The 13,360-nt window shown below is 65.6% G+C and carries 16 protein-coding genes; 1 reads left to right on the top strand and 15 read right to left on the bottom strand.

Annotated elements, in window-relative coordinates:
• Positions 1–27: 27 nt before the first annotated feature.
• From AUL31_RS01915 to AUL31_RS01900, 4 genes are all read right to left on the bottom strand, one after another.
• A complete protein-coding gene (locus tag AUL31_RS01915; protein WP_060600442.1) occupies positions 28–282 on the bottom strand; it encodes a hypothetical protein in 255 nt (84 codons plus the stop codon).
• Positions 282–1,094, bottom strand: coding sequence for a hypothetical protein (locus tag AUL31_RS01910; protein ID WP_060600439.1), 813 nt, complete (start codon positions 1,092–1,094; stop codon positions 282–284). The genes AUL31_RS01915 and AUL31_RS01910 overlap by 1 nt, the downstream gene beginning before the upstream one ends.
• The gene (locus AUL31_RS01905; RefSeq protein WP_060600437.1) at positions 1,094–1,360 is read right to left on the bottom strand and encodes a spike base protein, RCAP_Rcc01079 family; all 267 of its coding nucleotides are present in this window, start codon (positions 1,358–1,360) and stop codon (positions 1,094–1,096) included. The genes AUL31_RS01910 and AUL31_RS01905 overlap by 1 nt, the downstream gene beginning before the upstream one ends.
• Before the next feature lie 62 nt (positions 1,361–1,422).
• Complete coding sequence (locus tag AUL31_RS01900; RefSeq protein WP_143190103.1) at positions 1,423–2,277, bottom strand: glycine-rich domain-containing protein; 855 nt, start codon at positions 2,275–2,277, stop codon at positions 1,423–1,425.
• 526 nt (positions 2,278–2,803) lie between these two features.
• Between AUL31_RS01900 and AUL31_RS01890 the strand changes: the two genes are divergently transcribed.
• Positions 2,804–3,160, top strand: coding sequence for a hypothetical protein (locus AUL31_RS01890; RefSeq protein ID WP_060600431.1), 357 nt, complete (start codon positions 2,804–2,806; stop codon positions 3,158–3,160).
• A gap of 292 nt (positions 3,161–3,452) precedes the next feature.
• Here the strand turns inward: AUL31_RS01890 and AUL31_RS20175 are convergent, their stop codons facing one another.
• The 11 genes from AUL31_RS20175 to AUL31_RS20455 form a co-directional block, all read right to left on the bottom strand.
• Positions 3,453–3,617, bottom strand: a complete 165-nt coding sequence (locus tag AUL31_RS20175) for a hypothetical protein (protein WP_156417278.1) — start codon at positions 3,615–3,617, stop codon at positions 3,453–3,455.
• A gap of 119 nt (positions 3,618–3,736) precedes the next feature.
• Positions 3,737–4,858, bottom strand: coding sequence for a hypothetical protein (locus tag AUL31_RS01885; RefSeq protein ID WP_060600428.1), 1,122 nt, complete (start codon positions 4,856–4,858; stop codon positions 3,737–3,739).
• Between the two features lie 4 nt (positions 4,859–4,862).
• Positions 4,863–5,279, bottom strand: a complete 417-nt coding sequence (locus tag AUL31_RS01880; RefSeq protein WP_060600426.1) for a GNAT family N-acetyltransferase — start codon at positions 5,277–5,279, stop codon at positions 4,863–4,865.
• The gene (locus tag AUL31_RS01875; RefSeq protein WP_060600425.1) at positions 5,276–6,790 is read right to left on the bottom strand and encodes a hypothetical protein; all 1,515 of its coding nucleotides are present in this window, start codon (positions 6,788–6,790) and stop codon (positions 5,276–5,278) included. The genes AUL31_RS01880 and AUL31_RS01875 overlap by 4 nt, the downstream gene beginning before the upstream one ends.
• On the bottom strand, positions 6,790–7,182 hold the full coding sequence (locus tag AUL31_RS01870; protein WP_143190102.1) for a hypothetical protein: 393 nt from the start codon (positions 7,180–7,182) through the stop codon (positions 6,790–6,792). Before AUL31_RS01870 ends, AUL31_RS01875 begins: the two co-directional genes overlap by 1 nt.
• The gene (locus tag AUL31_RS01865) at positions 7,179–7,700 is read right to left on the bottom strand and encodes a hypothetical protein (protein WP_060600421.1); all 522 of its coding nucleotides are present in this window, start codon (positions 7,698–7,700) and stop codon (positions 7,179–7,181) included. Before AUL31_RS01865 ends, AUL31_RS01870 begins: the two co-directional genes overlap by 4 nt.
• Before the next feature lie 72 nt (positions 7,701–7,772).
• Positions 7,773–8,747 (bottom strand): phage major capsid protein, encoded by a 975-nt coding sequence (locus AUL31_RS01860; protein WP_060600419.1) that lies wholly within the window; start codon positions 8,745–8,747, stop codon positions 7,773–7,775.
• A 15-nt stretch (positions 8,748–8,762) separates the two neighbouring features.
• Positions 8,763–9,464: a hypothetical protein gene (locus AUL31_RS01855; protein WP_143190101.1), complete on the bottom strand. Its 702-nt coding sequence runs from the start codon at positions 9,462–9,464 to the stop codon at positions 8,763–8,765.
• 177 nt (positions 9,465–9,641) lie between these two features.
• Positions 9,642–11,525, bottom strand: a complete 1,884-nt coding sequence (locus AUL31_RS01845; RefSeq protein WP_060600412.1) for a hypothetical protein — start codon at positions 11,523–11,525, stop codon at positions 9,642–9,644.
• On the bottom strand, positions 11,522–13,030 hold the full coding sequence (gene terL / locus AUL31_RS01840; RefSeq protein ID WP_159439779.1) for a phage terminase large subunit: 1,509 nt from the start codon (positions 13,028–13,030) through the stop codon (positions 11,522–11,524). Before terL ends, AUL31_RS01845 begins: the two co-directional genes overlap by 4 nt.
• Positions 12,966–13,295 (bottom strand): hypothetical protein, encoded by a 330-nt coding sequence (locus AUL31_RS20455; protein WP_060600408.1) that lies wholly within the window; start codon positions 13,293–13,295, stop codon positions 12,966–12,968. The genes terL and AUL31_RS20455 overlap by 65 nt, the downstream gene beginning before the upstream one ends.
• Positions 13,296–13,360 lie beyond the last annotated feature (65 nt).

Below are 13,360 nucleotides of genomic sequence, written 5' to 3'. Positions count from 1 at the left end.
AAAAACCCCGCCGGTACGGCGGGATCGTCAATCGGTTTCGATGTCCGGCTCGGGAGGCCGGAAAAGCGCATCGGGGCTGGCCCGAAGGTGCGGCATGCAAGAAAGATCGGCGTGCCAGCGTTCATAATCCGGGTCGGTCAGCATGCGGGCGGGGACGACCCATTGCCCGGCATGATCACCCAAAACGATCCGCCGCGCGCCCAGAAACGCCTGATCGTCGTTCAGCACGGTTGCACGCGCCCGTTCGTCGGCGGACATCACGATCCAGTCCAGTTCGGCCATCACGCACCCCCAACGGCACTGAGATAGGTTTGAAGCGCCGCATCCATCGCCACTTCCTGGACGTTGGTCAGTGCGCCACCGAAATAGCCGACCGCGATGCGGGCGGTGCTGAACAGCATCGTCCCGCTTGTGTTGATGCCGGCCAGAAAGCGGTGTGGCCTTCGCGGATTGCCCGAGGCGGCAGGCACCGTACGCAACGCGCGCGCCAGCCCATGGGGACGCAGATAGTATTGCCCGATGACCTCTCGCGTCATGCGTGTCATTCCGCGGCCGGTGTAGCCGGCTACGATCGTCGTCTGCTGCGAGCCGGATACCGTCTGCATGCGCCCCGTGATGGTATCGGCCGCCGACAATGGCATAAGCTGCAGAGCGCCGTTGTCGGTACGGCCGAGCACGTTTCTCTGCTCGGCGGTACAGACATTCAGCCATACGCCGATACTGGCGCCATTTTCGGTAAAGCGAATTGCATTCGCGTCGGCATTGTCGATTGCCAGATACGCGGCAGCGCCGTCGCCCTGGTACCCCCTGTCCGCGGTGAAGATCGGCGAGGCGGCCGGCGTAAGGTTCAAAAGGTCGCCGCGCCAGTTCAGCCGCGCAGCCTGCGCGTCGTGTGCAGCCATGACGTAGAGGCCATCGAGCGTCTGCCATACGCCCGATGATTTCAGATCGCGGACCAGCGCTGCGATCAGCTTTGCGCGGGCCGCGTCGGGCGGCACCGCCATCCGTGCGATAAGAGCCAGGACATCAACGTCCGGACCGGCCGCCCGGCGACAGAAGGATACGCCGAGGCCGGGGCCGATGGCCGGCGCCATCAGGCGAGACCAACAATGAAAGTTGCCGTGGTTCCCGTTGCCAGCACGCGGGCCGTGCGCACAGGCAGGATAGAGCCGCCGGGCACCGCCTTGAAGGTAACCGGTACGGCGGTTACCGGGTCGGCCACGGATACGTCGCCGGCACCGCCGATGTAGAGGCCCGTCGTAAGGTAAGCGAGCTCCGCACCATCGTTTGGCGTTACCGCGAAGAAAGCGCCGGCCGGCCCGAACGGCGCGGCCGGGAAACTGGAATATCGATCTGGCATGGTTCACCTCATGAAAAAAGCCGCTCGCGGCGGCTTGTCGAAACAGGCTATGCGTCCGGCGTTCACCAACTGACGATGACGGCCCCGGCCCCGGCGGCCGTATAGTATGCATTCGTCTGGTTGAGCTGTTGCGCAGAGCCACCCGCGCCCGGCCATGGTGAGACGGCGTCGAACCAACCGATAGCGCGGCCGCCGAGCGGCCCGCCGGCCATCCCGCTTTTTGCCTCCACACCTCCCATGGGGGCAGGTCTGCCTCGGCCGCCCATCTGGAATATGGTTGCCGAGTAAGGTGCGGTACCGCCCATTGCGACGTCCCCGTCGTACTGCACGGATTTACCGCCACCAGCGCTGAGGAAGGTGCCGAACGAACTATCGCCGCCATTCGTGCCGGGGCCAGTCGACCCGGTGGCTCCGGCCGCGCCGACCGTTATGGGGATAACCGCGCCGGGTGTCACGTCGATGTAACTTGCCGCGTATCCGCCACCTCCACCGGAGTACATTTTGGCATTGGCCGTCCCCTGGTAGAAGCCGGTGGTGCCGCCGCCCCCGCCGTAGACCTCAACCCAGACACGCCTCACGCCTGCCGGCACTACCCACTGCGTCGTGGTCGGATATTGGAAGGCCAACCTGCCTGGCAGCACCACGGACAGATCGGTCCGCGTCTGCTCGGCGGTCCGGAGTTCGAATGCCGTGCCGGCGGCGTTCGTCCGCATATATTGTCCGGCATTAGCCGTTGCCGGCACCGGGAAAAGCGACTTCTGAGTTTCATGAGCGGTCTTTACGGTGGTCAGACCGGCGGTGAGATTGTCGAATTCATTGTCGACCTTCTCGGCGGAAATGGTGTTGCTGGGTGGCCCCGCGTTGCGGTCCGAAACGAAGTTCTGGTTCCGCACGAAATTATTGCCTGCGAATGGCATGTGCATCTCCCATCCTGCGGTCGCAGCACGACCGCCCTATGAATGTTGCATGTTGACATTTAGCGATCGGTGTCTTCAGTTCCCGGTCTGTTCCTCGCGGTGATATCGGCTTTGGGGCATGGGGGTGTTTATGGGCGGGCAGAAATTCGACGACGAACCGACAGCAGAGGATTTGCCGGCACACTTCTACGCGCCAGGCAGTCAAATGAATTGGCCGGCCCAAAACGCCCAGCGCACATACGAGTGTGATGACAACAGACCAACCGACCGTGGCTATAACGTCATTATCGCAAGTGCGCTCGTGTTTGTCGTCGTTTCGAGTTTTTGGTACCTATTCAGAACCGATTGGTTATTCAGTCTAATGACGTTCTCCGGTGCCACCGCAATAAGTTCCTTCTGGTTGCACCTTGAGATCCGGTGGAAGTGATTGAAGTTATCCCGCTCCACAAACATGTGTCTAATCGCGCCAGGAATGCCTCGAAAGCCAACCATACCCCGCCCATAGCAAGATTAGGAAATTTTTCTTATGGTTTGGCGAAGCCGTTTTATTGTCGAGCGGCAAAAAAATCGAGAGGCCGATTTTGGGTGCCGCGAGACGCTTGTTGATATTGATTTACAGGGGATTGAGCATAACCCTTACGAGATGCTCGACATCAAAGTTCCTTGGTCTCGCAGGCTACGATTTATTTTCATGTTTCTATTAATCTTTGGTTTTCTGTCGATGGATTCATTCAAATTCTATCACAATTTTCTTTGGCAGTTGACAGCATTGTATGGAATGTTGTTCGGCCCCTGGATTCTGGTACAGACGGGGGGGTATGTGCGACTATCTCAACTGCCTGGGCTGATGGCACGTGCGCTGCGTGCATTGCTACCATGGTAGCCGATACTCTATCGACCACATGCTTTGCTTATAGTCCGACCACGCCGCGCCGATGGCCGTTGTGGCAGGGTTTGCCGCTTTGCCACACGGGACTTGCTGGCGCCGGTTGACGGCGTTCACCCGATTGCACTGGTTGCCTCGACCAAGCCCGAGATTTAGGCATCTTGATGTTGGGATTTTTCCTATAGTTTCAGCTGACAGATATGGATTGTGCCGCGACTTAAGGTTTATTTGACGTGACGAAGCTCAACAGTTTATTCGCGTTATGATGTATCACCATACATCGATTGAGCTAATCGTCGCCGAAGTTCAACGTCAAACCCTGTCCGGCATGCATCGCGAAGGCGGCCGCCGTGGAACCCAATTCGTCGATCGCCCCCTGGAAATAAGAAGGGGCTGTTGGCTCCTGATTTTGAAGGTTGCCTTGCGACCCGACCTGAATTCCGAAAACGTTCACAGTGCCCTCCTTACTGATAGGAATTTGTTCTTATTCAAGTTTTCAGTCGAATAAGAAAGACGCGCGTTGCGTGCCTTTCCGATCCGGCAGCCGAAAGCTTCCCGGTGATAGCGCTTTGCTTATATTCCTAACCACCGTCCGAACCACGGTGCACCGATGGCGGTGGTGGCAAGGTTTGTGGCGCTGCCGTACAGGGCTTGCTGACGCTGGTTCGCGGCGGCCACCTGATTGCGGTAGTTCGCCTCGACCAGGCCGGAAATGTCCGGCGCCTCGACCGAATAGGCAGGTGTCTGCTGGAAACCGGGCATCTGGAATGACGGCGCGGCGCGCAGCATGGCCGCCGTTTCCACCAGGGGCTGGTTGCGCAATGTCAGGGCTTCCGACAGGGCCCTGTCGCGCTGGTCCGCCGAGAAGGATGCCTGTTGGGCGGCCTGCGAGAAGCGCTGGTTCTGGGCCGAGTTGGCAAACTGCGCCGACGCAAGGTCCTGGCTGAATCGGCTGTTTGCGACATCATTGTTGAACCCGGCCGTCGAGAGCCCCTCATTGTAGAGCTGGCCGCGCGCGGCGGAAGCAAGCCCGAACAGACGCGACTGCTCCTGCGAGCCCGCCGCAACGGAATCATAGGCCGCCCTGTTCATCGCCTCCGACTGGGCCCGGTCCAGCCGGTCCAACTCCGCCTGGCCGGCAGAGCTGTCGAGTGGAATACCCCTGTCGGACAATGACTGGACGAGGCGGTTGCGCGATTGGGTCATGTCCGGCTGCAAAAGGGCCTGCGCTTTGCCGAACGACGCGCTCTGCGCCCGTGCCGCGTCCGCACCGAAGTCTGCAAGGCCGGGCAGTGACGGCAGCCCCGTGGCGGTAACGGTTTGCAGGGCGTTGCCCTGATTGGGAATCGTGTCCGTAACCGTTCCTGCCGTGGGGATGGTCGTTGGCCGCGCCGGCAGCTTGGAAACGTCGAGCGGCAGGGCTGCGATGTTGTTGGCCATGGATGCGGCCCTGGTGGTCAGCGTGTCGGCTGCCCGCAATTGTCCGTCCAGGACCGATTGGGCCGACGGCGCAAGGGTAACGGTCTGCGCATAGGGCGTACCGTCGCTTCGCCGCTGATAGGTCGTTGAGCCGAGCGGCCCGTACTGGTTGACCGCATTGTAAGCGGCGCTGTCGCGCACGGCTGCGCTGTTGGCCTGCGCCTGCGCCGCTGCCGTGGTGTACGGGTTTGGCGCTGTCGGTGTGCTCTTTCCCATCGTCTCAACCTTTCAGCCAGAGGCATTCGTCGGCCAGAAGGCCGTAGCTGCAGAGAATGTCGCCATCTTCGAAAAAGCCCGGGTGCTGCCCTTCGCGGCGGAAACCGAGCCGCTGCACCAGGCGCCGGGACGCAAGGTTGCCTTGCTTGACCATGGCGCTGATGCGCCGGCATCGCAGATCCTGGAAGGCGTAGGCAAAAGCCGTGCGCAACAGGCGACGCGTCAGCCAGGCGCCCTCGCCCGCCACGGTTACCCGGATATCGCGGCCCCGAAACTCGGTGAAGGCGATGCCGCCCACCAGCCGGCCATCGCGCATCGCCCCGAAGGCGACGGCGCCCTCCAGCGATTGGCAGGATTCCACCCGGGCGGCGATCCAGCTTGCGACATGGGCATGGTGCCCGGTCAGGATGAGGTAGCTCATACGCCGGCCTCCACCATCAGCGTCGTGGCCAGCCATTTGACCCGCCCGACGCGGCTGTCGACCCGCAGGCCGACGGCAAACCATTCGCCGATGGCCCCGCCGCCCCGAAACTCGGTGGCGACCTGTTCGGCGCCGCCCCATGTGGCCACATTCCAGACCGATTGGTTCCAGATGCCCGAAGCGGCAGCCAGGGGCACGGCGCCCTCCGCTCCGTAAACCGGCGGTTGGAAGTCCACGCCGAGCACATGGCGGATGCTGGGCGCGGAGGTTGCGGTGACGATCGGCTTGACGAGCCCGATACGCTTCCGTCGGCCGGGACTGCCAAGCGAATTCCAGGCGGCCTGGGCCGTCGCGACGATGGGCGTGCCGTTATCGCTGTCGCTGCCCAATTGGCAGATGCGCCCATCGCTGGTGCCGAAGCACAGCGCTTCGCCCACATTGCCCCAGACCGTGGCGGGAAGGCCGGCCCATCGCGACCACCCGCCCGCTGCAAGGCCGTAGACATGCTGCTGCGCCGCGCTGGCGGTCTGCGGCACGTGGACGATGATGATCCGTTGGGCCGGGCTGTACAGGATCTGCCAGCCGTCATTATCCCCGAATGCGGCGGCGGAGCTTTGGGCAAGCCGCCCGATCCGGCTGCCGAACCCGGCCACGGGAGAGCGGCCCGACGGAAGCACGCGGGACAGTTCGGCATAACCGTCCAGCGACACGGTGAGCACGTCGCCGCCGTGGCTTTCGACAGCAATCGGCCGCGCGACCGGAAAGACGCCGACCCGCCCCCAGCTTGACGCATCGCCCGGGTTGGACCCGCGATAGACGATGGCCTCGCCCGACGACATGAAGAAGGCCACGGCATCATCGTCGCCGCCGGTGCCCCCGTCCGGGGCCAGGGTGGCGATCTCCTCAAGTACGCCGCCCTTGTTGCCGACGCCCGACAGGTCGAACGGCAGCAGCGTTCCCGAGACATTGCCCGGCGCTTCGGTGTACCAGAACTTCGCCGAACCCCGCTCGGCAAAGAAAAGCCGCCGTGCATGGGCGCGCACCCGATGAAGGGCCGACAAGGCGGCGGGGCCGCTGAAGCTCGGCGTCTCCAGCGTGGTGCCGGCAAGCGCGCGGGGCGCGTCCGAGCCATTGACCAGGAACAGGCGCCCGTTCATGACTGCGGCCCGCCAGCCATCGGATGCGAAGCCGCTGCCAAGCTGGGTCGTGCCCGTTGCAACAAGATGAAGCTTGCCGCCACTGGCGGCCAGGCTGCCCATCGAAGGATCGGGCAAAGGGTGCAGGAAGCCGACACGCGCGCCTGTGCCCAGGCTGTTGCGCACGGTATAGCCGGGCCGGCTTTCCACCCCGCCGCCGATGCAGACGAAGTTGCACAGGTCCACGGCATCCACGGGGTTCATGCCGCCGGCTATGGCATCCGCACCGTTGATCCCGCCGTAGGGCGCGGGCACCGTCACCGGCGCGGAGCGTGCCGACCCGAATGCGGATAGCAACCGAAGCGGCCGCCGCATCACAACGCCACCGTCTCGCGCGTGGCGCGCATATGCTGGCTCGCGACGCGGGAAAGCGCTTCCTCGCATTGGCGGAAGGCTTCGGAATAATCGAAGCCGTTCGCCTCCTGCCAGCGCCATTTGACGGCAGCGCGAATGACGGGCGTATCGAACAGGATATTGTCCGTATCCAGCGTGGCCGTATCGGTGGCCGCGGCGGCAAGCGGCTTGATCCATTTTCCGTCGACGAGGCGCCGCGTGTAGGGGTAGCGGCGGACAAGCTCGTCGGCGGCACTGGCAAGCACCGCCAGCATCTGCCGGACGACGGGGTCGGTATTGCCGATGACGGAGGCCGGAGCCGGCAATTGCAGGCTGGGCATGATGGAGCGGATCAGTTCGCCGAGTTGCATCATCCACGCTCCGCGGCGGTGCGCCGGCTGCCGGCTCTTGCCGCGCGCTGAGGCGCCCCTTGCGCCAATGCGGCACGCAGTTCGGCATTTTCGGCCGCCAACGCGGCAACCTCCGCGCGCAGCCTCTGCACCTCGGCGGCGCGCTGCGGCCCCTCTTCCCTCAGCGTCTGCAGGAAGGCTTCGGCCCGCTCCTTGGCTTCGCGGTACTCGATGGGCGCCGATGCGAGGTCGGCGGCGGCCAGCCTCTCCACGGTGCGTATGCCGCGCTCGGCCAAACCCAGTTGCACCGCCTCGTCCGCCGCGGGCCAGGCACAGAGCGGAAAACCCTCGTCGGCCGCAGTCCGCGCCTGTGTATAGGCGGCGTACTGCGCGGGGTAGGCGGCGATGTCCGCGGGCCGCGCCCGCCGAACGATGCGGGTTGCGAAATCGCGGTAGCATTCGAAGTAGGTTTCGAGGCGATAGGTGGCGAGCCCGTCCGGCCCCAGGCCGGACGGCTCTGCCTTGTCGAAGAAGCGGATCATGGGAAAAGCCCTTGGGCGCCTGGAGCCGCCGCGCCCCATTGCGCGGCGGCGGAACTCGCGTCTGGCGGGCCCTTACAGGCCGGTGACGATCAACCGTCCGTGGCGGTTGCGCTTGTAGCAGGTGAGCGCGCCCATGAAGCCGATATGCTTGGTGACGGCGTCCATGTCCGGGGTGGATTCCGGCAGGTCGAGTTCGTCGAAGCCCCTGCCCTCGTAGTATTCGAGGTTCAGGAAATCGGTGTTCAGGAAGAAGCCGTTATCGTCGGGATGGGCCGATCCGGCGCTCTCGGTGATGACGGTCGCCGACCGGTACTTCAGCGTATCGAAGCCCAGTGCCGCCGCATTGGCATCGGCGTAGCGCTGGTTTTCCTGCAAGCCGCTTTCGTACAGACCGTAGACATCGTCCGACAGGGTGACGATGTCGGTCTTCTCGGTGCCGACGCAGCACTGGCGGTACAGGGCGCTCATGCCGAGGCGCAGCCGCCTGTAGCGTTCCCGGTCGTCGGCGGCACCCGCCATGGCAACCGTCGTCGCCTTGTTGCGCCACCACGGCTTTGCCGCGGCGTCGATGCCGCCGACGGTGCCGACGGCCGGCGTATCCGACACGATGGCATCCAGGCCGACGAAGGATTTGGCAACCGAGCCATCGCCGTAGAGGGCCCGGGTGATGCCCGATTTCAGGGTGTTTTCGGCGTTCTGCGTCTTGGCCCGCAAAAGCTTGACGATCTGCGAGCGGCCGGCATTCTTGGCCATCTCCTCGCCCGACAGCGTTATAGAGGCGGCCGCCATGCCCGGCGTGTAGACCGCCTCGCCGATCGTCTCCTTCTGCGTGCGGCCAAGGCTGTCGACGCCGTCATACCACCTGAAATCCTCCTCGTCGAAGACGACGGGGCCGCGAATGTCGGAGCCGCCGTCCAGGGGGGTGATGCGCCCCTTCTGCTGCAGGGTGGCCAGCACGAGGTTGGACCCCGTGACATTGTCGTAGAGTTGCCGGCGATAATTGGCGATCGTCGTGGCAAGCAACTGGCGAAGCTGGGCTGCGTTCATCGATGTCCTCGTTTGTTAAGCGTTGACCTGCCGGAGCGCGATGGCGATCGCGTCATCCAGGTTCCTGACGTCCGGTGTGCGGGCAAAACCGCCGCCACCGGGCCGAATGTTCTGACGCGCCGCCAGCGCGGCATCCGAGGCGGCGCGGCGGGCCTTGTCGGTGTCGTCCGCGTGCAGCTTCGCCTGGCGGTTCGCCAGCTCCGCCTCGATCAGGGTTTCGCGGACCTGCGGGTTCATCCACACGGCGTGGCCGTAGGCCTGTGCCAGATCCAGCGAGGGGTCGGCGCGGATAAGAGACGCCATCTCGCCCGACACCGCCTCGTAATGCGGGTGGCGGGGTGCGCCTGCCTCGTCCGTGGCATCGCGGAACGCCTCGATCCGGCGCATGACGGCGGCGCGGGGGTCCGCGTCGGCGCCGCCCGCATGCACGGCCTCGCGCAGCGCGGCGCCGATATCCACCCCATGCCCGGCGGCATGGCGCGCCACCAGCTTCAGGTAGCCGGCCGGGTCGGAGGCGGCATAGCGCTCCATCTCGATGAGATGGCCGATGCCGCCCACCTCGTCGAAGCCGGACTGCTTCATGCGCGCCATGAGATCCTCGGTGATGAGGGCGCGCAGCCGGGCGCCGAGATCGTCCGCCTCGACGGGCGGCGCGGCGTCGTGCGGCAGCGGGGTATCTTCCTGTTTCAGGTCCGTATCCACGTTAACATCCCTCATGCGTGGAGCCTTCGGCCGGCCGGATACCCTTCAGGTCCCGGGCATCGACGCAGCCATGGCGTTGCAGATCCGCGCGGCGTTCGGCGCGGGTCGAAACCACCCGCCCGGAAATGGGCGAGCGATAGGGTTCGATGTCCCGGATCAGGCCTGGACATGGAAAATCGGACCGGCAATCGGTCATGGGCGTTCCCCTTTGCGGGCGGTTGCGGAAGCGATGGCGCGGGCCGTGTCGAGCGCCAGCCTGCGGCGCTCGATGTCCATGTCCTGCCGGCCCTCCGCCATCGCCAGGGCATGGCGCTCGCGCTCCATGGCCAGCGCCTCGCGCCGGGCCTGCAGCCGCACCGCCGCTTCCTCGTCCACCGGCGGCTGGGCCGGCGCGGGCAAGCCGGCGGCCGCCGCCTCGGAAAGCTGGTCGAGAAGGCCCATCAGGTCCCGGGCGCCCTTGAACGGGCGCAGCGCCAGTTTCAGCACCTCGCCGACAAGGCGCGGCGGCGCCATTCCGGACTGCACCAGCGGGCCGAAGGTCTGCAAGATACTGGCTGCTGCCTGCACCAGCCGGGCGGACGATTCCTGCTCGGCCACCTCATCTGCCGCGATGGTGGAATCGCTTTCGATATCCACCCTGCAGAGCAGCAGCACATCGTTGCGCAGGAAGGATTCCACCTCGGCATCCACGGTGCGGCCCGTCATCACCGCCAGCGTCTCGGCAGAGAAGCAGGTGGCGACGATTTCGGCCGCGATCCGCAGCGTATCGCGGATACAGGCGTTCAGCGCCCGCCGCCTGTCGTCGATCCGCAGGGTGCCGAAATTGCCCTTGATGCGTTGCGCCGTCGCCGTTTCGCTGGCCACGGACGCACCCCGCAGCACATCGGAAATGCCGGTAACCTCGTAGAGAGCCTGCTTGGATTGCTCCCGCGCGCCGTAAAGAGCCATCGCCGTCTGCGCCAGCATATCCAGCGGGATCATCCAGATATTGCTGGCCAGCGCCTCCATCTCGACGGCGGCGACGGGGATCATCTTGCCGTCCTCGCCCTCCAGTGCGTCGGCCAGCTCCTCGATCGAGCCGTTGAAGAGACCGCGCACGCGCATGCGCTGCATGATGGCGTCGATACGCTCGGTCAGCCTGGCGATCTCGGCGGCCAGATCACGGTAGATCTCGTATTCGGGCACCGGCACCATGGTATTGCCGGTGGTGACCGCCGTCAGCGGCTCGGCACAGGGGAAGAAGCCCTTCAGCTTGAGGCGGTCGCCATCCCGGCGCAGGGACACGGCCCCGTCGGGCCCCATCGCGACGAACGAAACGGTGCGCGTTTCGCGGTCCCAGCATTCCCAGACCAGGGCACGTTTCTCGACTGCGTCCGCGCCATGCTTCTCGTCCTCGTGCTCGGCCGGCCTGTGCACGAACGCGCCCCGGCACCAGGCCTCGTCGGCAAGCAGCCGGGCGGCCGCCTCGCCATCGCCGAAGCCGGTTTCGACCGCGGTCCGCGTCAGATAGTGGCGGAAGGCGCACCAGCCGACATCCTTCCAGCGCCGCACCGGCTCGCAGACGAAATCCTCCCAGAAGACGTGGTCGAACTCGACACTCTCCCAGACCTTGCGCGGTTCGGTGACGGGCCGCCCCTCCGCGTCTTGGACAGGCAACCCGGCGGCGTCGGACAGCGGCACGGGCCGCACCACCGGCGCCCAGCGCACGCGGAGCACGCCGCGCCCCGGCAACAGGAGGTCCTGCACCAGGCGCCGCAGCTCGCAATCCAGGTCGCCGGCATCCACGGCCACATTCAACGCCGCCTGCAGGACATCGGCGGCACGGTCCGCGACGCCATCGGCGGGGATCGTGCGGCGGCGCACATCGGCCCTCGGCGGCTGCTGGTACATCACCGGAGAGAGGATCGAGGTGTTCGCGTACAGCATGTTGAAGCGCCCGCGTCCGGCAGCGCCGTCGGCGGTACGCTCGGCGCGGAAAATCTCGACCACCTCGCGGCCCTTTTCCCGCCAGTCGCGCTCGGCCCGCAGGGCGGCTTCGAGGCGCGTTTCCCAGTCCTTGGCATCGGGTTCTGTCACAGTCGTGTTCCTGATCGTGGGCGCGAAAACGCGTTCTTCGCCATGAAGGGGTTGGATGCGGGCAGGTCGGCCGCGCCGGCTGTGCCGCGCATCCTGTCCAGCATCTGCGTCGTCTTGGTCAGTGCATCGACCTGGTCGTCATGGCGGCCGTTGGGAAACACCGTCAGCTCGGCGACAAGGTCCGCCAGCCACGGAGCACCCCGCCGCAGCATGACCCGGCCGGACGCCATCTGGCCCTGAAGCGAGCGCGCCCGAGCCACCTTGTCGGTGGTCGACGCCTCCTGACGGCGGTGGAAGAACACCCGCCGTTCGGCCATGCGCCGGCGCAGGAAGGGGCCGATCGACTTGTTGATCTGGCCCGCTTCCTCTGCCCAGGCCAGCGGATCGTGCGCCTCGACCAGGTCGAGCAGCGGTTCGATCCACTTGTCGGGCTCGCCCTTTCCGCGCCAGAGGTCGTGGACATAGAGCGTGCCGTCCGCATCCATCGCCACCACCACATGCACCGTGTAGTCGCCGGTGTCGGACACCGCGTAATCGGACCCGCCATAGAAGCGGCAGCCCGCCGGCAAAGTGTCGTAGAGCGCCAGCCATTCGCGACGGAAGATGTCTCCCTCGTCGGGCGAAGGCCGCTGCTGGAACAGGCTTGCCCAGCTTCTGGGGTTGCGCTCGAACGGCGCCCAATGGCTGCGCGGAAACCATTCCGGCCACAGATATTCGCCCGGCCGGCGGCCCAGCGGGTCGTCTTCCCGCTCGGCCCGGGCGGGCAGGCAAAGGACACGCCATGTCTGGCCGTCCCGGCAGGCGATGTCGCCGGACTGCCCCTCATAGCCTTCCGGCAGGATGCAGCCTGCCAGATCCTCCTCGTGCCAGCGGGTCTGCACCAGGATCACCGATCCGCCGGGCAAAAGCCGGGTCATCAGGTCGTCGTGATAGGCATCCAGTGTCTTGCGCCGGATGACCGGGCTTTCGGCATCCTGCCGCCCTTTCACCGGATCGTCGATCAGGACAAGGTCCGCACGGTTGCCGGTAATGCCCGAAAGGATACCGCCGGCCATGTATTCCGAGCCGTTGGTCAGCGACCATTCGTCCGCCGCCGCGCTTTCGGCCGACAGGCGCGTGCCGAACAACCGCTCGAAGGCCGGTTGCCGGACGATGGAGCGGCAGCGGCGTCCCAGCTTGCGGGCAAGCTCGCTTGCGTAGCAGGCGCCGATGACGCGAAAGCCCGGCTTGCGTCCCATCGCGAAAGGCGGCGTCAGCACGCTGGCATAGGTGCTTTTGGCGCTGCCCGGCGGCATGAACACCATCAGCCGCCCATTTGCCGTATCGAGGCAGGTGTCGATGGCTTCCATCAGCAGGCGGTGGTGGGCGGCGATACCGTGTTCCACCGCCTCGTCGGGCCGCCCCGGTATGGCGACGGCACCCGCAAACCCCGTCAGGCTTTCACGCCCCCTCCTGCGGCGCAGCAGCTCGTGCGCCGCCTGCGCTGGCGATACTGAGAAGCTCATCGTCGCTGAGATCTTTCGGGTTGGTCGGCCCATCGGGTGCGGCGGCGTCGCCGCCACCGGCGCCCGGCTTGCCATAGGCGCGGTCCAGGATGGCGTTGGCGGCCGAGATGCGCGCAGCCTCGCTGCCGCCCTCGATGGCGATTTCCACAAGGGCGTCCAGCGCGGCCTCCGCATGGCCGCGCGCCAGTTCGGCAAGGCGCGGCCCCTGGGCAACACCGCGCCTTTGCGCTCCGCCGGAGGCGGCGCTTCGTGCTTGTCGGACCACAGATGCTCCAACGGTAGATGCAGGGATTGGGAAACGAAAAAGGGCCGCAGCCGAAGTCGGCGCAG

The sequence above is a fragment of the Aureimonas altamirensis genome (assembly GCF_001463885.1).
GTDB lineage: Bacteria > Pseudomonadota > Alphaproteobacteria > Rhizobiales > Rhizobiaceae > Aureimonas > Aureimonas altamirensis.
The sequence above is the reverse complement of the archived record's forward strand: the minus strand, read 5'-3'. Positions and strand labels throughout refer to the sequence as shown.

Coding starts and splice junctions, on each gene's coding strand:
- AUL31_RS01915 (WP_060600442.1), bottom strand. CDS start 282: ATGGCCGAACTGGACTGGATCGTGATGTCCGCCGACGAACGGGCGCGT.
- AUL31_RS01910 (WP_060600439.1), bottom strand. CDS start 1,094: ATGGCGCCGGCCATCGGCCCCGGCCTCGGCGTATCCTTCTGTCGCCGG.
- AUL31_RS01905 (WP_060600437.1), bottom strand. CDS start 1,360: ATGCCAGATCGATATTCCAGTTTCCCGGCCGCGCCGTTCGGGCCGGCC.
- AUL31_RS01900 (WP_143190103.1), bottom strand. CDS start 2,277: ATGCCATTCGCAGGCAATAATTTCGTGCGGAACCAGAACTTCGTTTCG.
- AUL31_RS01890 (WP_060600431.1), top strand. CDS start 2,804: ATGGTTTGGCGAAGCCGTTTTATTGTCGAGCGGCAAAAAAATCGAGAG.
- AUL31_RS01885 (WP_060600428.1), bottom strand. CDS start 4,858: ATGGGAAAGAGCACACCGACAGCGCCAAACCCGTACACCACGGCAGCG.
- AUL31_RS01880 (WP_060600426.1), bottom strand. CDS start 5,279: ATGAGCTACCTCATCCTGACCGGGCACCATGCCCATGTCGCAAGCTGG.
- AUL31_RS01875 (WP_060600425.1), bottom strand. CDS start 6,790: ATGCGGCGGCCGCTTCGGTTGCTATCCGCATTCGGGTCGGCACGCTCC.
- AUL31_RS01870 (WP_143190102.1), bottom strand. CDS start 7,182: ATGATGCAACTCGGCGAACTGATCCGCTCCATCATGCCCAGCCTGCAA.
- AUL31_RS01865 (WP_060600421.1), bottom strand. CDS start 7,700: ATGATCCGCTTCTTCGACAAGGCAGAGCCGTCCGGCCTGGGGCCGGAC.
- AUL31_RS01860 (WP_060600419.1), bottom strand. CDS start 8,747: ATGAACGCAGCCCAGCTTCGCCAGTTGCTTGCCACGACGATCGCCAAT.
- AUL31_RS01855 (WP_143190101.1), bottom strand. CDS start 9,464: ATGAGGGATGTTAACGTGGATACGGACCTGAAACAGGAAGATACCCCG.
- terL (WP_159439779.1), bottom strand. CDS start 13,030: ATGAGCTTCTCAGTATCGCCAGCGCAGGCGGCGCACGAGCTGCTGCGC.